General features: G+C 65.3%; 19 protein-coding genes. 4 read left to right on the forward strand and 15 right to left on the reverse strand.

Features of this window, described 5'->3' with window-relative positions:
* Positions 1 to 130: 130 nt before the first annotated feature.
* The 15 genes from NFH97_RS09620 to fliF all read right to left on the reverse strand — a co-directional run bounded on the left by NFH97_RS09620 (position 131) and on the right by fliF (position 14815).
* The gene (locus NFH97_RS09620; RefSeq protein ID WP_222516322.1) at positions 131 to 898 is read right to left on the reverse strand and encodes an SDR family NAD(P)-dependent oxidoreductase; all 768 of its coding nucleotides are present in this window, start codon (positions 896 to 898) and stop codon (positions 131 to 133) included.
* Between the two features lie 56 nt (positions 899 to 954).
* The gene (locus NFH97_RS09625) at positions 955 to 3087 is read right to left on the reverse strand and encodes a capsule polysaccharide biogenesis protein (protein ID WP_349624748.1); all 2133 of its coding nucleotides are present in this window, start codon (positions 3085 to 3087) and stop codon (positions 955 to 957) included.
* 203 nt (positions 3088 to 3290) lie between these two features.
* Positions 3291 to 4085, reverse strand: coding sequence for a flagellar biosynthetic protein FliR (fliR, locus tag NFH97_RS09630; RefSeq protein WP_108132067.1), 795 nt, complete (start codon positions 4083 to 4085; stop codon positions 3291 to 3293).
* Positions 4086 to 4140: 55 nt separating this feature from the next.
* Positions 4141 to 4410, reverse strand: coding sequence for a flagellar biosynthesis protein FliQ (gene fliQ, locus NFH97_RS09635; protein WP_045992443.1), 270 nt, complete (start codon positions 4408 to 4410; stop codon positions 4141 to 4143).
* A gap of 70 nt (positions 4411 to 4480) precedes the next feature.
* Positions 4481 to 5275, reverse strand: a complete 795-nt coding sequence (gene fliP, locus NFH97_RS09640) for a flagellar type III secretion system pore protein FliP (protein ID WP_108132068.1) — start codon at positions 5273 to 5275, stop codon at positions 4481 to 4483.
* Positions 5275 to 5688, reverse strand: coding sequence for a flagellar biosynthetic protein FliO (fliO, locus tag NFH97_RS09645; RefSeq protein ID WP_045992441.1), 414 nt, complete (start codon positions 5686 to 5688; stop codon positions 5275 to 5277). The genes fliP and fliO overlap by 1 nt, the downstream gene beginning before the upstream one ends.
* A complete protein-coding gene (fliN, locus tag NFH97_RS09650) occupies positions 5685 to 6197 on the reverse strand; it encodes a flagellar motor switch protein FliN (protein WP_108132069.1) in 513 nt (170 codons plus the stop codon). Before fliN ends, fliO begins: the two co-directional genes overlap by 4 nt.
* Positions 6190 to 7236, reverse strand: a complete 1047-nt coding sequence (gene fliM / locus NFH97_RS09655; protein ID WP_045992439.1) for a flagellar motor switch protein FliM — start codon at positions 7234 to 7236, stop codon at positions 6190 to 6192. The genes fliN and fliM overlap by 8 nt, the downstream gene beginning before the upstream one ends.
* A gap of 9 nt (positions 7237 to 7245) precedes the next feature.
* The gene (gene fliL / locus NFH97_RS09660) at positions 7246 to 7734 is read right to left on the reverse strand and encodes a flagellar basal body-associated protein FliL (protein WP_045992438.1); all 489 of its coding nucleotides are present in this window, start codon (positions 7732 to 7734) and stop codon (positions 7246 to 7248) included.
* A 237-nt stretch (positions 7735 to 7971) separates the two neighbouring features.
* Complete coding sequence (locus NFH97_RS09665) at positions 7972 to 9435, reverse strand: flagellar hook-length control protein FliK (protein ID WP_349624749.1); 1464 nt, start codon at positions 9433 to 9435, stop codon at positions 7972 to 7974.
* 17 nt (positions 9436 to 9452) lie between these two features.
* A complete protein-coding gene (fliJ, locus tag NFH97_RS09670; RefSeq protein WP_108132071.1) occupies positions 9453 to 9905 on the reverse strand; it encodes a flagellar export protein FliJ in 453 nt (150 codons plus the stop codon).
* Complete coding sequence (gene fliI / locus NFH97_RS09675; RefSeq protein WP_349624750.1) at positions 9902 to 11299, reverse strand: flagellar protein export ATPase FliI; 1398 nt, start codon at positions 11297 to 11299, stop codon at positions 9902 to 9904. Before fliI ends, fliJ begins: the two co-directional genes overlap by 4 nt.
* The gene (gene fliH / locus NFH97_RS09680) at positions 11296 to 12045 is read right to left on the reverse strand and encodes a flagellar assembly protein FliH (RefSeq protein ID WP_045992435.1); all 750 of its coding nucleotides are present in this window, start codon (positions 12043 to 12045) and stop codon (positions 11296 to 11298) included. The genes fliI and fliH overlap by 4 nt, the downstream gene beginning before the upstream one ends.
* Before the next feature lie 48 nt (positions 12046 to 12093).
* The gene (fliG, locus tag NFH97_RS09685; RefSeq protein ID WP_045992434.1) at positions 12094 to 13098 is read right to left on the reverse strand and encodes a flagellar motor switch protein FliG; all 1005 of its coding nucleotides are present in this window, start codon (positions 13096 to 13098) and stop codon (positions 12094 to 12096) included.
* Complete coding sequence (gene fliF, locus NFH97_RS09690) at positions 13091 to 14815, reverse strand: flagellar basal-body MS-ring/collar protein FliF (RefSeq protein ID WP_108132074.1); 1725 nt, start codon at positions 14813 to 14815, stop codon at positions 13091 to 13093. The genes fliG and fliF overlap by 8 nt, the downstream gene beginning before the upstream one ends.
* A gap of 254 nt (positions 14816 to 15069) precedes the next feature.
* Here fliF and fliE point away from each other — a divergent pair, with 254 nt between their 5' ends.
* The 4 genes from fliE to cysD all read left to right on the forward strand — a co-directional run bounded on the left by fliE (position 15070) and on the right by cysD (position 21546).
* On the forward strand, positions 15070 to 15405 hold the full coding sequence (fliE, locus tag NFH97_RS09695) for a flagellar hook-basal body complex protein FliE (protein WP_045992432.1): 336 nt from the start codon (positions 15070 to 15072) through the stop codon (positions 15403 to 15405).
* A 125-nt stretch (positions 15406 to 15530) separates the two neighbouring features.
* Positions 15531 to 17210, forward strand: a complete 1680-nt coding sequence (locus NFH97_RS09700) for a methyl-accepting chemotaxis protein (RefSeq protein WP_349624751.1) — start codon at positions 15531 to 15533, stop codon at positions 17208 to 17210.
* Positions 17211 to 17372: 162 nt separating this feature from the next.
* Entirely contained in the window at positions 17373 to 19241 is a 1869-nt protein-coding gene (locus tag NFH97_RS09705) for a methyl-accepting chemotaxis protein (protein ID WP_213230263.1), read from the forward strand.
* 1390 nt (positions 19242 to 20631) lie between these two features.
* The gene (cysD, locus tag NFH97_RS09710; RefSeq protein WP_045992429.1) at positions 20632 to 21546 is read left to right on the forward strand and encodes a sulfate adenylyltransferase subunit CysD; all 915 of its coding nucleotides are present in this window, start codon (positions 20632 to 20634) and stop codon (positions 21544 to 21546) included.
* The last annotated feature ends 17 nt before the right edge of the window (positions 21547 to 21563 follow it).

Here is a 21563-nt window from a genome sequence, read left to right on the forward strand (position 1 = left end):
CCTGTGCGAGGGAAAGTTGGCGTTTTATCGGCAAGTTTTGGTGTCAAAACCGACGTGATTGATGAAATTCGGGCGTCAGCAGCAGGGGCCTATGTGGCCACTGCTGCCTTGGTGTCTAGCGCAGACGACATCAGGGCACGCCGTAGCCGAACCATCGTATCAAGGCCTGTGCCAGCCTCGGCGGCAACAGGGTCAGTCCCTGGGTGGCGAGGCACAGTGGCAGTGGGAAGCTGACCCTGGGACGATTGGCGTCGAGGGCCCTGGCGATGCGCCGAGCCGCCCTTTCGGGGGAACACATGAATGGCTTGGGGCCGGGCATCGCCCGGGCCATGGCCGAATCCACGTAGCCGGGCATCACCAGGGTGACGCCGACGCCATCGCTGGCGAGCCCTCCGCGCAGAGCCTCGGCGTAGGCCTTGATGCCAGCCTTGCTGGCGCTGTAGCAGGGGGTGACCGGCAGCCCGTGCCAGGCGGCCAGCGAGCTGATGAAGACCAGCTGGCCACGGCCTCGACGCTGCATGGCAGGGGCAAGCTGGCGTGTCATTTCCATCGGCACGCGTAGATTGATCTCCATCAGCTGACGTCCTGCCTGAAGCGATTCGCCGTCGCGGCGATCGACCACGCCGGTGTTGATGCCGGCGCACATGATCACGATATCCGGCGTCCGTGACAGCCCCGCAAGCCAGGCCTGTCGGGCGTCGTTGTCTTCCAGGGGGCCGCTCGCCAGGCTGACCTCGGCGCCTTGGTCGCGACAGCGCTGCCCTATCTCTGCCAGCGTGTCTTGGCGACGCCCATGAAGCACCAGATGATGCCCTGGCCTGGCGTAGTGGCGCGCCAGGGCGCCGCCGATGGCGCCGGTGGCACCGGTAATCAGGATCAGGCGCTGGGGGGCCGTCATCTGTCGAGTCCTCCTGTGGTGGCAAAGGGGCAAGGGGCAAGGACTGGCGCGCCGTCTCAATAGCGCCCGTACAGATAGCGCCGGACGTGTCGGTAGAGGCGTTGCCACAGCCTCAGCCTTGGCCCTTGCTGGCGTTGGCGTTCGAGCAGGGTGATCGCGGTCTCGACGTTGATCGGTTGGCGGGTAGCGGGGTCCACGTAGCCGGGGTAGTGGATCAGTGCCGCTGCGACCAGTTCTTCCAGGGTGGCGCGCCGACATCGCCGAGGGGGTGTCGCTGTCTCATCCCGGGTCAGTCCCCAGCCGGCGTAGAAAGGCAGGCCATAGGTAATCACCGGGCGATTGCGGAGTAGCGCCTCGAAGCCCGCCAGGGAGGTCAGGGTGTGAACCTCGTCGACCTGATCGATCAGGGCCGTGATGTTGCCCTCTGCTGCCAGCACATCGTAGGCCTCGGCGGGAACCTGCTCGCCCTGGCGTACGCCGGCGACCACGTCCGGATGGGGACGATAGAGCAGAAAGGCGTTGGGGTGGCGGCGGCGCACCTCTGCAAGCAGGGCGCGATTGGTGCGGATCTCGCAGGCGCCGTGACGTACCGAAGCGTCACTTTCCACCTGGCCGATCACCAGCAGCCGGGGACGATCGCTGGGCAGCGCTGGCAAACCGGGCTTGGGCGAGGCGTCGTGGCCGTCGTTGTACTTGGATAGACCCCGTTGTACCAGCCGCGAGATCAGCCTGCGTGCGCGCAGGTGGTCCCGCGGGCTGAACTCGCCATTCTCGATCAGTTCCTCGAGCTCGCTGGGACGGGTGGGGTCGTAGTGGATGCCGGCCCCGTCGATGACCAGCGACAGCGGCCGAGTGAGATCGATGCCGAGGCCCACCGAGCGCAGGAAACCGTCTTCCATGCGATGGACATCGTCTCTTCGGGGATATTGGCTGCCCCACACCAGATGATTCACTGGCTTGGGTGCTGGGTCGGATGCCGTTTCAGACGATGAATCGGTCGATTTCAGCGAGCTCAGTGGCAGCTGTTCGACCCGCGACAGGGGGCCGAGGAAGTCCGTCACGAAGCCGCGCTTCCATCGCGACAGACCGTAGCATCGCCAGTGCCCGGCGCCGCGCTGTATCTGACGGCGCTGATCCTCCAGCAGGTCCAGGGTGTCGTCCAACGTCGCTGGCTCGCCGGTATAGGGGTTGGCGTAGCGTGTGTAGCGCAGGTAGGCGGCGGCGAATACCCGGGCCAGGGAGGCTCGTCGCTGGCGCCGCGCGCAGCCTTGTCGGTCCTGGGTGAGGCCCCAGCCGGCATAGAACGGCAGGCCGTGACAGGTGACCGGCAGGCCCGCCAGCAGCGCCTCGAAGCCGAGTTGACTGGTGACCACATGGACCGCATCGACCACGTCGAACAGGGCCCAGGGATTGATGTCGTCGGTGATCAGGCGGCAGCGGGGACGGCCGGCGGCCCCCAGCAGGTGGCCCTGGCGTCGCCCGGCGATCACCTCCGGATGGATCTTGATCAGGATTTCGGCCTCGGGATGGCTTTCCAGGGCCTGTTCAAGCATACGAACAAAGGTGGCCTCCGAGGCCCCGCCGCCAACAATGGAAGCGTCGTCCCGGGTCTGGTCCACCACCAGCACCCTGGGCCGGGATGATTCGGACAGGCGGATGTCGGGGGCGTGGTTGTACTTGGACAGTCGAGCGAGCCGCAGGCGCGCCATCAAGGCGTTGGCCCGTGCCTCTTCGGTGGCGTCGATGTCGGCGTGGTTGATCAGGGTCTCGAGATCGGAGGGCCGGGAGGCGTCGTAGTGGATGCCGCTATGATCCACCACCAGGGAGAGGCTGGCGAAGCCTTCATCGGCGGGCCCCCAGGAGCGCACGAAACCGTCTTCCAGGGCGACGAAGGGCAGGCCCTTGTCCGTCGCCAGGCGCCTGGCGCGACGGGTGGTCCCCCGGTTGCCCCAGCCGAGCACGGCGGCGGGGCGGCAACGGTGGCGCTGACGCCAGGGCCGTATGCGGGAAAATTCCGGCAGGCAGGGGGCGAGTATCGGTAGCCGGGCCAGGGCATCGGTCGCTGTCAGGGCCTGGTTGTCTGTCGGGGCCTGGTCGTCTGTCGGGGCATGGTTGTCTGTCGAAGCATAGGTCGCCGTCAGGGCGGTGGGCTGCCTGTCCTGCTCGTCCGTGTGTGGTGAAGCGCCCATGCGTGCCTGCATCTCGCCGATGATCGGGGGTCCATCGTATCAGCGTGGCGCTAGCCGCCCTGGTCTCGGGTGTGCCGCTGCCTGCAGCCCGGTGAGTCACGGCTTGATCGGGGTCGTTCGCGAGTCTGATATCGCGCCTGGCTTCCAGTCGCTTCCAGTCGCTTCCAGTCGCTTCCAGTCGCTTCCAATCGCTTCCGGCACCGTCAGCTTGCCAGGGGCGCCAGGGTGTCGAGCAGCGACTGCAGGAAATCCAGACCCTGGTGGAAGTGGCGCTGCAGAAAGCGACCGAGGTCGGTCATCAGAACCATCAGCAGTGCCAGGCCGACGCTGAGAGAGGTGGGGAAGCCGATATTGAATACGGTCAGCTGGGGTGCTGCGCGATTGAGGATGCCGAGTGCCAGGTTGATGGTCAGCAGCGGGGCGACCAGTGGCAGCGCCAGCAGCAGGCCGGTGGCAAAGATGGTGCCGCCGTAGCGGGCCAGCAGGATGAAGGCTTCGGGGTTGAAGCGCTGGATGCCGATGGGCAGGGTCTCGAAGCTGGTGATCAACAGTTCCAGCACGATCAGGTGGCCATTCACCGCCAGGAACATCAGCAGCGTGATCATGTACAGAAAGCGCGAGATCACGACCATGTTGGTACCGCTGGAAGGATCGAAGAAGGTGGCGAAGGCCAGGCCCATCTGCAGTCCGATAAATTCACCGGTGGCCTGTACCACCACCAGGATGACCCGCACGCACAGGCCCATGGCCACGCCTATGATCAGCTGTTCGACCACCAGGCCGAAGCCCGCCCAGGAGGCCACCGGGACATCGGGCAGCGGTGGCAGCATCGGCGAGATGACCACACTGATGGCACCGGCCAGCCCGATCTTGGCCTGGGTAGGCACCGCGCTGTGGCCCCACAGGGGGGCGCTCAGCATCAGCGCGGTGATGCGCATGAACGGCCACAGGAACAGGCTGAGCCAGGCATGTAGCTGGGTGAAGGTGATCTCGACCATCAGGACGCGGGCGCCTCGGGGATAGGGCCGGTGGCTTCAGCGCAGGTGGCCCGGCTCAGGACACCAGCGCCGGGATACTGGTAAACAGCTCCCGGGTGAAGGTGATGATCAGCTGCAGCAGCCAGGGACCGGCCAGCACCAGCACGGCAAACACGGCCAGGATCTTGGGAATGAACGACAGCGTCATCTCGTTGATCTGGGTAGCGGCCTGGAACAGGCTGACCAGCAGGCCGGTGAACAGCGCGGTAAGCAGCAGCGGCGCACCCAGCAGCAGGGTCACGCGCATGCCCTGGTAGGCCAAACTCATGACGGTTTCGGGATGCATGACGAGTCTCCTTGCTGGCGCCGCCTTGTCTGGGCCCGTAGGCCTGTGCCGGGGCCCTGTCGTCGGGGGCCTATAAATAGAAGCTTTCCGCCATCGAGCCGATGATCAGCTGCCAGCCGTCCACCAGCACGAACAGCATCAGCTTGAACGGCATCGAAATGGTCACCGGCGGGACCATCATCATGCCCAGTGACATCAGCACGCTGGCGACCACCAGGTCGATGATCAAAAAGGGGATGAAGATGGTGAAGCCGATCTGGAAGGCGGTCTTCAGTTCGCTGGTGACGAAGGCCGGTACCAGCACCTGCAACGGCACGTCCTCGGGACCGGCCAGGGGGCCGACCTCGGACAGGCGGGCAAACATGGCGAGGTCCGGCTCTCGGGTCTGGCCCAGCATGAACTCGCGAAAGGGCTGCTGGGCGAGCTCGATGAACTGGCCAAAATCGATGGCGTCGGTGGACAGCGGCAGCCAGGCGTCCTGGTATACGTCGCTGAGCACCGGAGACATGATGAAGGCGGTCAGAAACAGCGCGAGGCCCAGCAGCACCTGGTTGGGCGGCGTCGAGGCGGTGCCCATGGCGGTACGCAGCAGGCTCAGCACGATGATGATGCGGGTAAAGCTGGTCATCATCAGCAGCGCCGTGGGCAGAAAGGCCATGGCGCTGAGCAGCAGCAGGGTCTGCAGCGACAGCGACCATTTCTGCCCGCCGTCGGCCATGGGTTCACTGATCAGGCCCGGGATCTGCTGGGCCTGGGCCGGGCCGGCAGCCAGCAGACAGACAACCAGGGCCAGTCCGAGGCTGGCCACAAGTGGCGTCCAGGGACGGGAGGAGAGGTTGCGCTGAAGAAGTATCAACTGTCGCATCACCGCTCTCGCCGACCAAGGTTGGCCTTGAGAGCCTGGCCCAGGCGCTCGCCAAAGCTGTCACCCTGCGGCGCGTCCGGCTGGGCGGGCGTCGCCTCGTCGGTCGGAGCGGGCAGGCTGTCCAGCCGATTGACCTGACCGCCGCCGACGCCGAGCACCAGCCAGCGATCCTGGACCTGGACCACCACCACGCGCTCGCGCTGACCGACGGCGGTGGAGCCGACCACCTTGAGTCGGGACTGCTGGCCGTGAAAGCCGCCGCCCCGCCGCTTCAGCCAGGCGGAAAGCCCCAGCAGGATGGCGATGATCAGTGCCAGGGCGGCGGCGGTCTTGCCCAGCATGGCCAGTCCCAGCAGGCTGTCGCCTCCCTGGGCCAGTCCGTCGACGGCGGCGCTGGAGGTGGTCTCGTTCATCGGTTGAGCTTCTGCACCCGCTCTGAGGGGGTGATGATCTCGGTGATACGGATGCCGTAGCGGTCTTCGACCACCACGACTTCGCCCTGGGCGATCAGGTAGCCATTGATCAGGATGTCCATCGGCTCACCGGCCAGCCCCTCCAGTTCCACCACCGAGCCTTGGGCCAGTTCCAGCAACTGCTTGATGGTCAGGCGGGTGCGACCAAGCTCCACGGTCAGCTTGACCGGGATATCCATGATCATGTCGAGCTCGCGGGCAGCGCTGGAGGAGGTGCTTTCACCGAGCGGGCGGAACACGCTGTCTCCTGCGGCGCGCGCTGCGGCAGGGGTATCGCTTGAGGCCTGCTCGCCCGGGTTCTCCTCGGCGGCCTGCTGTTCGGCCATGGCATCGGCCCAGGGGTCGTCCTCGCCAGCGCCATCGCTGGTGGCATCGTCCTGTTGTTCGGACATGGCGGCGGCCCAGTCGTCGTCGCCGACAGGGGAGTCGGGTTTATTGGGGTCAGTCATGGTGCGATTCCTTGGAAGGAGGCCGAGAGCCTTTGACGAAGGCGTTGCTGGGCTGGTGACCGGCGGCGTGGTCGAACATCCGCAGGACTCGGAGGGCGCGCTGGTCGCGCTGGCTGCCGTATTCGCATTCCATCACCGGCACCTCGTCGACCTGGGCGGTGACGGTATCGGGCAGTTCGAGCGGCAGGATGTCACCGACCTTCAGCGCCATCACCTCGGCGATGCGCGAGTCGATGGTGGCGAAGTTGGCCACCAGCTCTACCTCTGGATGACGCAGCTCGCCGGCCATGCGCCGGTGGAAGGCGCCGTCCTTGTCGCGACTGTTCTCGCTCAACGGGTTGGTCAGCAGGTCCTTGAGCGGTTCGATCATGCTGTAGGGCATGCAGATCTGGAAGCTGGACGAGAGGTTGCCGACCTCCAGATGAAAGCTGGTGCTGACCACGATCTCGTTGGGCGAGTTGGTGATGTTGGCGAACTTGGACTGCATCTCCGAGCGCAGGTAGCTGATGTCCAGCGGGTAGACGGACTTCCAGGCCTCGCTGTAGCCATCGATGGCCATGTTCAGCACGCGCTGGATGATGCGCTGTTCGGTATTGGTGAACTCGCGCCCTTCGGACTTGGTGACGAAGCGGCCGTCACCGCCGAACAGGTTGTCCACCACCATGAACACCAGGCTCGGGGGAAACACGATCAGGGCCGAGCCCTTGAGCGGTTTCATGGCGATGATGTTGATGTTGGTGGGCACCGGCACGTTGCGCGAGAACTCGCTGTAGCTGAGGTAGCGCACGGCGTCGACGCTGATGTCGGCGCTGCGCCGCAGCAGGTTGAACATGCCGGTGCGGAAGTGACGGGCGAAGCGCTCGTTGATGATGTCCAGGGCCTGCAGACGCTCGCGGATGATGCGCTGCTGATTGGCCGGATCGAAGGGGCGCAAGCGCCCTCGAGCTGCGTTGTCTTCGCCCTCGGCATCGTCGTCGCCGCTGACGCCCTTGAGCAGTGCGTCGATTTCTTCCTGGGACAGGAGATCGTCTTGAGACATGGGGGCGACCTATTGGACGATGAACTCGGTGAACAGCACATCATCGATATGGATGCGCGGACGCTCGGGGCCGAGCACGTCTTCCAGGGTGGCGACGATATCCTCGGCCAGGGCCTTCTTGCCCGATGCGCTGACCAGTGTCTCGGCCTCGCGGTCCGACAGCAGCAACAACAGCTGGTTACGCACCTGGGGACGGTGCTGTTCCAGCGTCTCGAGGCTAGCGTCATCGCTGAGCTTGAGGGTCAGGCCGGCGTACAACAGGCGCGGTCCGGCGTTGTCTTCGGCCAGGTTGACGGTGAAGGGCTCCAGCTTCAGGTAGATGGGCGCCGTATCTTCGACCGCGCCGGTGCTGGCCTGGGCCATGTGCTCGCCGAAGGTGTCTGCTGATTCTGCGTGCGCCTTTTCCTGGTACAGCAGGTAGAACCCGGCCGCGGCACCGAAGGATGCGAGGATGACCAGGATCACCAGACACCAGATGAGCCGTCGAGATTTCGCCATGTCCTGAAGTCCTGAGCCTGTGGCCCCTCGAGGGGCGGTAATGTACTAGCGTGCGGGCGTGCCACATCTTTAGTATGCCGTCAGGCATCGGCGATCGATGGCGAGAACAGGCACCGAGTTCGTGCCTATCTTGGGTATTTGTGAGGGAGAGCCCCGCCGCTCACGCTGTGTAGCGGCAGGGGGTGCCTGGAAGGGCGTGGGTCAGGCGCAGGCCAGGCGCGTACCCAGCCCTATGCGTCAGGCGTAGATGTCCACGCGGCCATCGTCTGAGTCGTGGCGCTGGTCAGGGGCAGAGCTTGCCGTGGTGGCCGGCTCCATCGACTCGCCCTTGCCCTGGCCGGAGGCTGCCAGCGATGTCTGGCCGCGAGAGTCCGAGGGTTGCTGGCCGCCAAACTGTGCGCCCTGGTCGCTCACCGAGGCGTCACCGAGCTGGATGCCCTGTTCGGCCAGGGCTTCGCGAAGCTGGGGAATGGCCTGCTCAAGGGCCTGGCGCACCTGGGCGTGGGCCGAGAAGAACTGGGCCTGGGCACCGTGCTCGCCCAGCTTGAGGGTCACCCCCAGCGAGCCGAGTTCGGCAGGGTGCAGGCGTAACTCGACCTGCTGTTCGCCCGCACCGCCCTGACTGGTCAGTCTTGCCAGGGTCTGGCCGAGCTGCTGCGGCCAGGCGGCCTGGTTGAATGACAGTGAGGCATTGGTACCCGGGGGCATGGCGGCGGCCAGGGAGGAGCCAAAGGGCGACGCGCCCCGTGCCTGTGAGGCGGTGGGCGAGAGCACGGCATCCAGCGAAGCGTCGGCCTCGCCCCGGGCAGCGCCAGCAAGGATCTCGCCGGGACGCAGTTCCGCAGCGCCTGACCCTGTGCCCTGGGCCATCCAGCCGGCCGTGTCTGGAGCCAGGGCGCCGGGTGCGAGGCCCGCCGGGGCAACGGGTGCCTGACCTTGTAAATAGCCTTGTAAATGACCTTGTAGATTGCCCGGCGCATTGCTGCCGGCGGCCATGGCTGCCTGCTGCGCCGCCGAGGGAGCGCGATCCACCGGATGCTCGGCCCTGGGGAGTCGATGCAGCGCCGGGAGCGCGTCCTGTGCCAGGCGTGACTGGGCGGGCGCATTTTCCGTGGCGGCGGTGGCGTCGAGGGCGGCGCTCTGCAGCGCAGGGGCCTGATTCTGGACCTGAACCTGGGACTGGGCCCGAACCTGGGGCGAAAGCTGAGACTGCGCCGACGGCCCTGATAGCGGAGACGTCGAGAGCGCCGGTGTGGCCTGGGCTGCGACGTCCAGCGGCAGTGCCTGCTGACTTGCGGCGCCGCCTTGTGTCAGCAGTGCATGCGCCCCGCCGGGCAGCTGCCCGGCAAGCGCTGCACCTGTAGCGTCCCGCGGTGCGCCGTTCAAGCCTGGTGCGCCGAGTCCTGCTGACGCCAGCTGGCCTGCGTCAGCAGCGGGCTGTCCGTGGGGGCCCTGGGCCGACGAGGCAACGGCCAGCAGTGCCAGTGCCCAGTCCTGGGGCTCGCTATGGTCCTGATCACTGAGCGCCGTGTCGCTGGCCTGGCCATTGGCGGGGCGCCCGCTATTGTCGAGGGGGGCCGCCTGGCCGCCGAGTGCGGCCAGGCGCTGGGCGAAGTCGCCACCGACCGGTGCGGCGGCGCCCTTGCTGCCACTGGCCTGGGAAGAAACGGGGCCTGCCAGGCCCAACAGGGTGAGGTCCATGGTGAGTTCCTTTGAGGTCAGTAGCCGCCGGGCATGGCGCTGCCGCGCTGTAGTCGGCTGTTGATCAGGTCGTCGCTGGAGCGCTGTTCCTGGCGGGCCTGCAGGCGCAGGCCTTCCTGGGCACGGCGTTCGGCCAGGGTGTCGTAGGCGCTGAGGCGCTGCTGTTCGTGTTGCCACTCGCGCTGGCTGTCGCTGACCTTCTGGCGCTGTTGCTGTAGCGCTCGTCGTGCGGTGGCCAGGGCATCGTCAAGCGACAGCAGGAAGCGCTGAGTATTGTGCAGGGTGGCCGGATCGATGCCACTGCGCATGTTCTGGTGCAGACGCTCTGCGTATTCCTGTCGGTAGTGTTCCAGCGACGACAGCTGATCGGCGACCTGACGCTCGTCTCGGCGGGCGCTGGCAAGGTGCTGCATCGCCTGGTCGCGGGCGTCCCGGGCCAGCTCGGTCAAGGTGTCCAGAGGGGTTCTCATGGGGTTCCTCCCAGGGTGGACGAGAGCGCCTGACGCGAGACCTCGAGGGTGGCGCATTCGTCGATTCGCTGTTGCAGAAAGGCTTCCAGATCCGGATAGCGGCGCACGGCTTCGTCCAGGCGAGGGTCGTGGCCGGGCTGGTAGGCGCCCACGCTGATCAGGTCACGGTTGCGCTGGTAGCGCGAGAACATGGCCTTGAAGCCCTGGGCCTGGCGGCGCTGGCCGTCGTCGACGATGGCGTTCATGGCCCGGCTGATCGAGGCTTCGATGTCGATGGCGGGGTAGTGGCCGGATTCCGCCAGGCTGCGCGACAGCACCACGTGGCCATCGAGGATGGCGCGGGCGGAGTCGGCGATGGGGTCCTGCTGGTCGTCGCCTTCGGTCAGCACGGTATAGAAGGCGGTAATCGATCCCCCACCGGGCTCGGCGTTGCCGGCGCGCTCCACCAGCCCCGGCAGTTTGGCGAACACCGAGGGCGGATAGCCCTTGGTCGCCGGAGGTTCGCCGATGGCCAGGGCGATCTCGCGCTGGGCCATGGCGTAGCGGGTCAGCGAGTCCATGATCAGCAGCACGTTCTTGCCGTCGTCGCGAAAGCCTTCGGCCAGGCGGGTGGCATAGGCGGCGCCCTTGAGTCGTTGCAGTGGCGAGGTGTCGGCGGGGGCCGCCACTACCACGGCACGTCGCCGGCCCTCGGGCCCGAGGATGTTGTCGATGAAGTCCTGGACCTCGCGGCCACGTTCGCCGATCAGTCCGACCACGATGACGTCGGCTCGGGTGTAGCGCGCCATCATGCCGAGCAGCACCGACTTGCCGACGCCGGAGCCGGCGAACAGGCCCATGCGCTGGCCGCGGCCGACGCTGAGCAGGGCGTTGATGGCGCGGATGCCGACGTCGATCTGTTCCTCGATGGGAGCACGAGACAGGGGGTTGAGCGGCGGTGTGGCCAATGGCGCCCGGGGGGCGTCATCCAGCTCACCGAGACCGTCCAGCGGAGCCCCGGTGCCGTCAACGACCCTGCCCAGCAGGCTCTCGCCCAGCGGAAAGCGCCGCGAGGCATTGACGCTACCGTCGCCCAGGGGCAGCACCCGGGCGCCGGGCATCAGTCCACTGATCTCGCCAAGCGGCATCAGGAACAGGCGATCGCCGGCGAAGCCGACGACCTCGGCCTCGGCGTAGTCGTGCGCTGAGCCGGCAGCGGTATGATCTGCCGTGCCGGGAAGCTCGATGCGACAGCTGTCACCCAGTGCCACCTGCAGGCCGACGGCTTCGATGACCATGCCGGTCGCGCGCACCACGCGGCCTGTGGCCCTGGTCATGGGCAGGGGCTCGACGCGATGGGCGACGGCCTTGAGGGCGTGCTGCCAGCGCTGCTGGTGGATCTGAGGGCCGTTCATGGCGCATCGTCCTCGTGGGCGACGCCATGATCCTCTGGTTCGGGGGTGTGGCGCGGGGCCCTTCTGCGCACCTGGCGATTCACCGCCTGCCAGCGACGCTCCCAGGTGGCGTCGATATCGCCCTGTTCGCCGCTGACCCGGCAGCCGCCACGGTGCAGACGCTCGTCGGCGCGCAGGGTCCAGCCGGCGGCCTCGAGCTGCTCGCCCAGGTGGCGCTCCACCAGGCGCAGATCGAGCGGGTGCAGCCACAGGCGCTGGCGTCCCACCAGTGGCGGATCGGTGTGCAAAAGCCGTTGGACCAGCTCCACCACCTGGCGTGGCCGGGCCTTGAGGGCGTCATCCGCCAGCTGCCGGCCGGTGGCCAGGGCCAGATCGGTCAGATCCTCGGCCACCGCATCGTCCAGCTCGGACAGTGCCGTGCGGAACTCGTCGACGAGTCGGCCAAGCGGTGCCAGGGCCTCTTCACAGCGTCTGTTCAGGGCGTCGGCGATCTCCTGCTCGGCGCGGGCGCGGCCCTCGGCCAGGCCCTGCTCGAGGCCCTGGGCCAGTCCTTTCTGGTAGCCCTCGTCGTAGCCCTTCTGGTGGCCCTGGGCATGGCCCTCGCGGTGGCCCGTCTCGCGGGCCCGGCGGCGCTCGTCGTCGAGTTCCTGGCGAGTGGGCGGGCGCGGGGTCGCTGCGGCCTCGGTGGTGCCGTCGTCGCCTTCCTCGGGCAGCTCGCCCATGTTCCAGCGGCGCCATTGGCTCATGCCGAGACCCTCCTCGCCGGCGTGCCAGGTTCACTGAATCGAGGTGTCCTAGACATAGGCTTCGTCGCCTCCGCTGAGCACGATTTCGCCGTTGTCGGCCAGGCGACGCACCACCTGCAGGATGGCCTTCTGCTCGGTCTCCACCTGGGAGATACGAATGGGCCCTCTGGCGTCCATGTCTTCCTGCAGCAGGTCGGCGGCGCGCTGGGACATGTTGACCAGGAACTTGGCCTTGAGCGTTTCCGGGGCTCCCTTGAGCGCAATGACCAGGCTGTTGGTCTCGATCTCCTTGAGCAACAGCTGGATGCTGCGGTCGTCCAGGTCGCCGATGTTCTCGAACAGGAACATCTCGTCGATGATCTTCTGAGCGAGGTCCTCGCTGTGGGCGCGCACGGTGTCGATGGCAGCCTCTTCCTGGGTGGTGTTCATCAGGTTGAGGATCTCCGCCGCGGTACGTACACCGCCCATCTTGCTGCGCTTGAGGTTCTGGCCGTCGAGCATGCTGGTGAGCACTTCGGTGAGTTCCTGCAGTGCCGCCGGCTGGACGCCGCTGAAGGTGGCGATGCGCAGCACCACGTCGTTGCGCTGCTTGTCGTCGAACAGCTCGAGCACGTCGGCGGCCTGGTGGCGCTCGAGGTGCACAAGCACGGTGGCGATGATCTGTGGATGCTCATCACGGATCAGCTCCGCCACCATGGACGGCTCCATCAGGTTGAGGGCGTCGATGCCGCTGCTGGTGCCGGCGGTTTCGAGGACGTCCTCGATCAGGCTGGAGGCCCGTTCGGTGCCGAGCGCCTTGGTCAACACCGAGCGGATGTGCTCGCTGGAGTTCATGTTGAGACCGATGAACTCCTCGGTCTCGGTGTGGAAGTCGTGCAGCACGCGACGCATCTCTTCGTGGGAGATCTGCCCGAGCTGGGTCATCTCCCTCGATAGCTGCTGGATTTCCTTGGCATTGAGAAACTTGAACACTTCCGCCGCGCTGTCCTCGTCCAGGGCCAGCAGCAGTACGGCGCTGCGGCGGATGCCGCTCGAGGCTTCGATGTTAGTCATTGGCGTTCATCCAGCTGCGTACGATCATGGCGACCATGCGGGGATCTTCCTGGGCCAGCTCGCGCAGGTCGTTGAGGTTCTGTTCGTAGGCGCTGGCCTTGCGCCGGCGGCGGTTGTCGCGGCCGTAGGTGGCGTCCTCACCGTCGGTCGTCTCGCTGTCACCCTCTGACGCCTCTTCGTCGTCGCTCTCGTCGTCGCCGACCCGTGCCGAGAAGGCGCTGGGCATGGGGGCCGGGGCCACCGGAGCCTCGGTATAACGACGGATCAGCGGACGCAGCACGAGCAGATAGAGCAGAGCGACGGCCAGGATGATCAGCAGATAGCGACCGAGTTCCTTGGCCAGTTGATGGACCATCGGGTCCTGCCACCAGGTGGGGGCTGCGACCTCGGGTGCCTGGGCGAAAGCGCTGTTGACCACCGACAGGGCGTCGCCGCGGCTTTCCGAGAAGCCCATGGCCTGACGCACCAGTGCCTCGATCTCGGCGAGTTGTTCCGCTGACAGGGGGGTGAGGGTGGCTTCGCCTTCCTCATCGACGCCGTCCTGGTAGTTCACCACCACCGCGGCGGACAGGCGTTCGATGCCTCCCTTCTGGTACTGCACATGCGATACCTGTCGATCCAGCTCGTAGTTGGTGACGTCATCGCGCCGCAGGCGTTGCGGTGACGCCTCTTCCTGTTCGGCGGTATCGGCGGCGGCCTCGTCGTTGTCCTGCTGCGCGGCATCACCGTTGTCGATGGGTGACGCGGCGGTACCTGGCGCGGTGTTGCTCAGGGCGCCGGGAATGCCGCTGGCCAGGTCACCCTGGCCATTGATGTCCAGGCTGGTCTGGCGACTGCGGACCGCCGCCTGTGCGGGCGGCTGGTTCGGGGTGTAGCGCTCCTGGGTCTCTTCACGCTGGGAGAAGTCGATCTGGGCGGTGACCTGGGCACGCACGTTGGCATGGCCGACCAGCGGCGCCAGGATGTCCTCGATGCGCCGCTGGTAGGAACGCTCGATTTCGGCGACGTAGTCCAGCTGCGAGCCGTCCAGCCCCAGCCCACCAGCGTCGGCCGATGACAGCAGGCGCCCGTTCTGGTCGATCACGGTGACGTCTTCACCGGCCAGGTCGGGCACGCTGGAAGAGACCAGGTGGACCATGGCGGCCACCTGACCCTCGCCGACACGTCGGCCAGGCTCGAGTGTCAGCACCACCGAAGCCTTGGCCGGCTGACGCTCGCGTACGAACACCGAGTCCTTGGCCAGGGCCAGATGGACACGGGCGTTGGCCACCGGGCCCAACGAGGCGATGGATCTGGCCAGCTCGCCTTCCAGGCCGCGCTGGTAGTTGATCTGCTCGGCGAACTGACTGATACCGAAGGCCTGATCCTGCATCAGTTCGAGGCCGACGTTGCCGCCGTGGGGCAGGCCCTGTTCGGCAAGCTGCAGGCGCAGGGTGTGCAGCTGGTCGTCCGGCACCATCAAGGCGTGGCCGCCGGCGGAAAAGCGATAAGGCACCCCGCGGCTATCGAGTTCGGTGATGATGGCGCCGCCGTCGGCTTCGCTGAGATTGCTGAACAGGACTCGGTACTGTGGGCGCGAGGCCCACATCACCAGGGCGATGATCAGAGCAATCGCGGCGGCGCCCCCGATCATCAAGGGAATCAGGGGTTTGCCGCGTAAGCGGGACGTTAGCCCGGACAGGGGGCCGGAGCTTGAGGCGGAGGCCGCTGAGCTCATGGACGACTCCCGTCGGGGGACGGCAAATGGGGGCTGTTCATTGGCATGACCGGTGGTCCGTGGGTCGGGTGGCCGCGGGCGGTGCCCGGTTCTGTGTTGATGCCCATTATCCCGGGGCTGTGACCAGCCAATGATCGAAATAGCCCATGTTTTGACGGCCATTTGCTTCGATGACGGTGCGCTCGCTCTTGTTAGGCTTGCTGTCGTGGAGGCGATGCGCCTCCGTCACCGGCCAACGAGACACAGGACCCGTCATGTCGACTCCCGCGATGCAATCGGCCCTTGCCCAGATGACCACCATGGCCCGCGAGGCCAGCCAGGTGTCGTCCCCGACACTGGGGGGCAACACCGAGGCGGCCCAGGCCGACGCCGGCTTCGCCGACGCCTTGAAGTCGTCGATCCAGCGCATCAATGAGCTCAAGGCCACCGCCGATTCGCAGGCCAAGGCCTTCCAGGCCGGGGTGCCGGGGGTCGAGCTCAACGACGTCATGGTCGACATGCAGAAGGCCAGCGTGGCCTTTCAGATGGGCCAGCAGGTGCGCAATCGCCTGGTATCGGCCTACAGGGATGTGATGAACATGCAGGTGTAGGTGCCGCGCTCGGCTACCCCCTCGGCGATCCCCCATCGTCTGCCGACATCTTTATGTAATGTTTTGCTGATATTCCTTCGGCACCCGCTCGCCCGAGAAGCGGGGCAACCAGGGATATTCGCTCCATGACGTCTTTTCGAACGCTCTCCATACGTGCCAGCGGGCTGCTGGCGTTGTCACTCTTCCTGCTATTGATGGTCGGACTGGGGGGGCTGGGCCTTTACGCCAATCAGCAGGGACGAGAGGCTTTCGATGTGATGCGCGACGAGCACGTCGGTCAGTTCCGTCTGCTCAATCTTGCCCAGACCAGGGTCTTTCGTTCACGCGTCGAGATGGATCGGGCGGCCAGGCTGACGCGGGTGCCGTCCTTCGATCGACCGGGTCCGGTGATCGCTTCTGCCGAGACGCTGCTGAGCGAGGCCAGGGAGGCCTTCGAGGCCTTCATGGCGATCGATGTCGGCGAGGCCCAGGCAGACAACAAGGCGACGCTCGAGCGCCACTTCCGCTCGCTGGTATCCACCGGCCTGGAGCTGCAGCTGATGTTGCTCAAGGAGGGAGATCTTGGCGCCTATGATTCGGGCCAGGCTCGACTGACCAGCATGAGCCAGGCCTTTGTCGATAGCGTGGAGGCCTTTTCCACCCTGGCGCTGGAGCAGGAAGAGGGACTGGCTGCCGGCTTCAGGCACCTGGCAGACAGCATGAACCTCGCCCTGGCGGCGGCGCTCACCCTGGCTCTGGTGCTGGCCATGGCAATGGCTCTGACGGTTCGACGCTACCTGCTGTTCCCGTTGAAGCAGCTGCTGGAACACTTCGAGGCGATGGCCCAGGGCCGACTCGAGCGTCGCCTGCCCGATATGGGCAGCAGCGAAGTGGGCCAGCTGTATCGGGGCGTGGAGTCACTGCGACGGGCGTTGGTGAAGAACATTCGCGGGATTCGCGAGACCAGCGATGACCTGCGTCACAATGCCGAACGCATGCTCGATGATGGTCGCGAACTGGCCACCCGTACCCAGCGCCAGGCATCGGCCCTGGAGCAGACGGTCGCCAGCCTCGAGCAATTGACGGCGACGGTGGCCCAGACGGTGCAGCATCTGGGGGACGCCAACCGCCTGGCGGGCGATGTGGGCAAGCGTGCCAGCAAGGGCAGCGAGGGCGTTGCCGCGGTGGCGGCGGCCATGGACGAGATCCAGCGCCACGCCGACCAGGTGCAGGCGATGGTCAAGCTGATCGACGATATTGCCTTTCAGACCAACCTGCTGGCCCTCAATGCCTCGGTGGAGGCTGCCCGTGCCGGCGAGCACGGCAGAGGCTTCGCGGTGGTAGCGGCGGAGGTGCGCGGCCTGGCGGCGCGCAGCGCCGAAGCGGCCGGCGAGATTCGCAGCCTGACCGGTGCTTCCAGCAAGAGTGTGGCCGATGGCGCGAGGCAGTCCCGCGCCGCCGATCTGTCGATCCAGGGGATAGCGGCGGCAGTCGGGCAGTTGGGGGGCCGAATCGCAGAACTGGAACAGGCCGCCGGAGAGCAGCATCAGGGCCTCGATCAGATTCATCGGGCGATGGCCGAGATCGATGCTGTTACCCAGCGCAACGCCCAGATGGTCGAGCGCTCACGGGAGGAAGCCGAACGTCTGACTGGCACCGCCCTGGCGCTGGGGCAATCCAGCGCGCACATGCAGCTGTCCGACGAAGACGACGACACCTGCATCGGCGAGATGACGCTAAAAACGCGGCGCTCGTGGTGGCGGGGGCTGCAGGCCTGGCGCGAGCGTCGGCAGGCCAGACGATTCGCGCAGGGTGTCAGCGCCTGACGGGCGCGGTCCATTTCCCTATCGTCGATGAGTCGCTCGGGAGCCATTCGGGAGGCGAAAGGGGGTAATCGTCAAACTTGGGCTAAAGAGGCATTCTCGATGGCCGATAGTCGCTTGTGTCGACCTTGCAGCCGCAAGGCGTAACCCTTGACAGAGAGCGACATGATTCATTCCTTGAGATTTCGGCTCCTGCTGACCACCGTGGCCGTCATAGTGGTGGCCCTGGCCATCAATGGAGCGGTCAACCTCAGCATTCTGCATCACCATCAGGAGCGCCAGGATGCGCAGCAGTTGGCCTCGGTCGCCGAAGGCAATCGGGTGGCCATCGATGAGTGGGTGTCGAGCCACGCACGCCAGCTCGAGGCACTGGCGCCGGCAGTGTCCGATGCCGATCCCCTGGCGGCGCTGCTGCAATTGCAGGCCGGTGGCGGCTTTCTCACCACGTATCTGGCCGAGGCCGCGAGCGGAGATGTGATCTTCTCCGACGGCTGGGACGCCCCCGCAGAATATGATCCGCGTCAGCGCCCCTGGTATCAGCAGGCCGTTGAGGCTGAAGCGACCGTGGTGACCCCTCCCTACAAGGATGCCAACACAGGGGGGCTGGTGGTGACCTTCGCCACACCCTTCTTTAATGAGGGCAGGCTCGAGGCGGTGGCGGGTGGCGATATCACCATCGACGGTGTGATCGATGTGGTGGCCGACATCGCGCCGACGCCGAGCAGTTTTGCCTTCCTTGTCGATGGTGAGGGAGCCCTGGTGGCGCATCCTGATGCCACGCTGAGCCTGGCGCCGGCGACCGAGCTGTCTGCGCGTCTGACGCCGGATTTCCTGACGCAGCTGGGTGACCAGGCACGCCCTGTCACCGTAGACATCGGCGGACGGCAGCGCGAGCTTCTCGCCACGCCCATCAGCGGTACCGACTGGCGACTGGTGATTGCCCTGGACAGCCGGGAGGCCGGTGCCAGCCTTCAGCAGGTGACACAGGCAGCGCTCTGGACCCTGGTGATCGTCGGCCTGGTGGCACTGCTGCTGCTGAGCGTGCTGCTGACCCTCGCGCTCAAGCGACTGTCGATTGCGCGGGATGCCATGGCCGACGTCGCCAGCGGCAACGGAGACCTGACCCGCCGCCTGCCGGAGGACGGCAAGGATGAGGTGGCCCAGATCGCGAGTGCGTTCAATCGCTTCGTGTCGCGCATGGAGGCGGTGATGATCACCATCCGGGACAGCAGCGAGTCGGTGCGGGTCGCCGCCGGCGAGATCGCACTGGGAGGGCAGGACCTGTCGCGACGCAGCGAAACGACCGCATCGAGCCTGCAGCAGACCTCGGCATCGATCGAGGAGATCACCAGCACCGTGGCGCATACGGCGGCGGCCTCGCGCGATGCCAGGCGGCAGTCGGGGGAGGCCACCGACGTCGCCGAGCGAGGCGGTGAGGTGGTGGACCAGGTGGTGGACACCATGGAGTCGATCACCGAGTCCTCTGTGCAGATCGGCGCCATCGTCAAGGTGATGGATGGTATCGCCTTCCAGACCAACCTGCTGGCGCTCAATGCTTCGGTGGAGGCGGCCCGGGCCGGGGAGCATGGCCGTGGCTTCGCCGTGGTGGCCAGTGAGGTACGCCAACTGGCCACCCGATCCGCCGAGGCTTCCCGTGAAATTCGTAGCTTGATCGAGACCTCCGGCGAGCGCGTGGCCAGCGGTACCGAGCTGGTGCGCCGGGCGGGCGAGACCATGGGCGAGATCGTTCAACAGGTCGGGCGCGTCACGTTGAGCCTGGACGAGATCAGCGTGGCGGCGGAAGAGCAGAGCGAAGGTATCGCACAGGTCAATATCGCGGTGGCGGAGCTGGACCGCATGTCGCAGCAGAACGCGAGTCTGGTCGAAGAGTCTTCTGCTGCCACCGAGCACCTGCTGGAACAGGCCGACCGACTGGGGCGGATGGTGGCAGGATTTACCCTGAGTGAGGCTGCCAGCTCTGCCTCAGCGCCGGCCAATCACCCCGAGCGGGTTGCCGCGCCAACCCCCGCTTGATGCCCTGTTAGTGGGCCGGGGGCCGGGTCTTTCCGGCCCCCGCTTCAACCCTCCACTTCAACCTTCCACTTCAACCCTCCAGTTCCAGCCCAGGTTCTTCCCCCTGGCGGCGCAGAGCCTGAGCTGTTCCCTGCCATGCTTGTTACACCAGGCCAGCAGGCACTCTGCGTCCCGGCCTCCTCTCGACGAGAGATGCCGGGGCGCGCGGTGTCCCTTGGTGGTCTCTCCCATGACAGGCCCCACGCTATCTACTTTCTACCTTTCTCTGCCTCTACCTTTCTCTGCCTCTACCTTTCTCTGTCCCTCTGTCCCTCTGTCCCTCTGTCCCTCTGTCCCTCTGTCCCTCTGTCCCTCTCTGCCTCTGTCCCTCCCCCTCCCCCTGTCCCTCCCCCTGTCCCTCCCTCTGTCCCCCTCTGCCTTCTGATTCTTGTGTTCCTCCGCGCCCTGCAGGGCGCCCGTCATCACGTGCCTGGTGACGGCGGAACGTCGACCGGCCTGGTGGCCTGGAGCGGCCTGGGAGCTAAAGTTCGGCACAGTTAGTTGCCCTGCTCAATGGCGACTCCCTCATAAAAGCGGCCCTCCGGGCGCCCCCTCATGGCCTTGGCGCCGAGGCGGGGCGTTAGAAGATTACATTTGTTGGATGCTGGCACTTCTGACGATCAAGAAATGTTCTTCGCCAAGATGGTGAAGTTTTAATGAAAAACAATACCGTCGCAGTTAATTATTAAAGTTCTATGCCGGTCGTGACTCACGCCTAACCTAAATTATCCAATACTTGCTTTAATTATTGTACCGAAGAACTAGGCACGAAGCTTTTAAATATGCCGTAACGACATTATTGCAATGAGCATGCTTTTTCTGGTCTTTGTTTTTTTGTTATGCCTTTGATTTTTTTGATCTTTTGCTGATTTTTTTGGCGTGTGTGGATTATGGCCTTTTAGATATTTTTTTGTATTGCAGCATAGTTAAAGGGAGGCGGATTACTCTCTATGCAGTAACCGTTTATTGCCCGCCAATAACCTCGCCCGTGTCTGGATGGAGAAGTACAAAAACATTAGTATCGATGATTGTGATCAAGTGTTAATGAACCGTTATCAATGTTACTCGTCTGTTTGCTACCACGGTCGAGGGCAAAATTCGTTGAAGCAGGGCATGGGAAGGCGTCCGTGACATCCCGGGGCGGTAGCGTGCTTCATCGCCATCAGGTCCAGTGCCCCTCTCCTGCACCAACTCGCGGATCACATGCCGCGCCCACTCTCCGGTGCCTGGAGCCTTGGTGCTGCTGTGGGCTATTCGGGCCAACGGCTGCGGCTACGTCACGCGGGTCGAGTCGGCCGAGTCCACGCATTCCGCCGGCGAGTGTTTCCCTTTCCGAGGACTTCGATCCGTCATGGAACTACTACCCGATCGCCAGACACACCTCCGACAGCTGGAGGCCGAATCGATCCATATCATCAGAGAAGTCGCAGCCGAGTTCCGTTCTCCGGTCATGATGTACTCGATCGGCAAAGATTCATCGGTGATGCTGCATCTGGCGCGCAAGGCTTTCTTTCCCGGCACGCCCCCCTTTCCGTTGATGCACGTGAACACCACCTGGAAGTTCCGCGAGATGATCGCCTTTCGCGATCTCATGGCGAAGCAGTCCGGCATGGAGCTGATCGAGCATATCAATCAGGAGGGGGTCGCGGCCGATATCAATCCCTTTGATCACGGTAGCGCCAAGTATACCGACGTGATGAAGACCGCCGCTCTCAAGCAGGCACTTGATCACCATGGATTCGACGCAGCCTTTGGGGGTGCCCGCAGGGATGAGGAGGCGAGTCGTGCCAAGGAGCGCATCTTCTCCTTCCGTGACAGGCATCATCGGTGGGAGCCGAAGAGCCAGCGTCCCGAGTTGTGGAGCCTGTATAACGCCAAGGTGAACAAGGGGGAGTCGATTCGCGTCTTTCCTCTCTCCAACTGGACGGAACTGGATATCTGGCAATACATCTATCTCGAGGGAATCCCCATTGTGCCGTTGTACTACGCCGCACCGCGGCCAGTGGTGGAGCGGGATGGCATGACGATCATGGTCGACGACGACCGACTACCGCTGCGGAAGGGCGAGACGCCCCAGGAGCGCTGGGTAAGATTCCGTACCCTCGGCTGTTATCCCCTGACCGGTGCGGTGGAATCTCGAGCCGCGACTCTCCCCGAAATCATCCAGGAAATGCTGCTGACGCGGACCAGCGAGCGCAGCGGTCGAGCCATCGATCATGATCAGGCGGGGTCGATGGAAAAGAAGAAGCGCGAGGGGTATTTCTAAATTAGTTGGAATGAATG

This window comes from Halomonas sp. SCS19 (assembly GCF_040147015.1).
Lineage (GTDB): Bacteria > Pseudomonadota > Gammaproteobacteria > Pseudomonadales > Halomonadaceae > Halomonas > Halomonas litopenaei.

Bases quoted from the DNA above. Each gene is read 5' to 3' on its own strand.
- NFH97_RS09620 (WP_222516322.1), bottom strand. From the start codon at position 898: ATGACGGCCCCCCAGCGCCTGATCCTGATTACCGGTGCCACCGGCGCC.
- NFH97_RS09625 (WP_349624748.1), bottom strand. From the start codon at position 3,087: ATGGGCGCTTCACCACACACGGACGAGCAGGACAGGCAGCCCACCGCC.
- fliR (WP_108132067.1), bottom strand. From the start codon at position 4,085: ATGGTCGAGATCACCTTCACCCAGCTACATGCCTGGCTCAGCCTGTTC.
- fliQ (WP_045992443.1), bottom strand. From the start codon at position 4,410: ATGCATCCCGAAACCGTCATGAGTTTGGCCTACCAGGGCATGCGCGTG.
- fliP (WP_108132068.1), bottom strand. From the start codon at position 5,275: ATGCGACAGTTGATACTTCTTCAGCGCAACCTCTCCTCCCGTCCCTGG.
- fliO (WP_045992441.1), bottom strand. From the start codon at position 5,688: ATGAACGAGACCACCTCCAGCGCCGCCGTCGACGGACTGGCCCAGGGA.
- fliN (WP_108132069.1), bottom strand. From the start codon at position 6,197: ATGACTGACCCCAATAAACCCGACTCCCCTGTCGGCGACGACGACTGG.
- fliM (WP_045992439.1), bottom strand. From the start codon at position 7,236: ATGTCTCAAGACGATCTCCTGTCCCAGGAAGAAATCGACGCACTGCTC.
- fliL (WP_045992438.1), bottom strand. From the start codon at position 7,734: ATGGCGAAATCTCGACGGCTCATCTGGTGTCTGGTGATCCTGGTCATC.
- NFH97_RS09665 (WP_349624749.1), bottom strand. From the start codon at position 9,435: ATGGACCTCACCCTGTTGGGCCTGGCAGGCCCCGTTTCTTCCCAGGCC.
- fliJ (WP_108132071.1), bottom strand. From the start codon at position 9,905: ATGAGAACCCCTCTGGACACCTTGACCGAGCTGGCCCGGGACGCCCGC.
- fliI (WP_349624750.1), bottom strand. From the start codon at position 11,299: ATGAACGGCCCTCAGATCCACCAGCAGCGCTGGCAGCACGCCCTCAAG.
- fliH (WP_045992435.1), bottom strand. From the start codon at position 12,045: ATGAGCCAATGGCGCCGCTGGAACATGGGCGAGCTGCCCGAGGAAGGC.
- fliG (WP_045992434.1), bottom strand. From the start codon at position 13,098: ATGACTAACATCGAAGCCTCGAGCGGCATCCGCCGCAGCGCCGTACTG.
- fliF (WP_108132074.1), bottom strand. From the start codon at position 14,815: ATGAGCTCAGCGGCCTCCGCCTCAAGCTCCGGCCCCCTGTCCGGGCTA.
- fliE (WP_045992432.1), top strand. From the start codon at position 15,070: ATGTCGACTCCCGCGATGCAATCGGCCCTTGCCCAGATGACCACCATG.
- NFH97_RS09700 (WP_349624751.1), top strand. From the start codon at position 15,531: ATGACGTCTTTTCGAACGCTCTCCATACGTGCCAGCGGGCTGCTGGCG.
- NFH97_RS09705 (WP_213230263.1), top strand. From the start codon at position 17,373: ATGATTCATTCCTTGAGATTTCGGCTCCTGCTGACCACCGTGGCCGTC.
- cysD (WP_045992429.1), top strand. From the start codon at position 20,632: ATGGAACTACTACCCGATCGCCAGACACACCTCCGACAGCTGGAGGCC.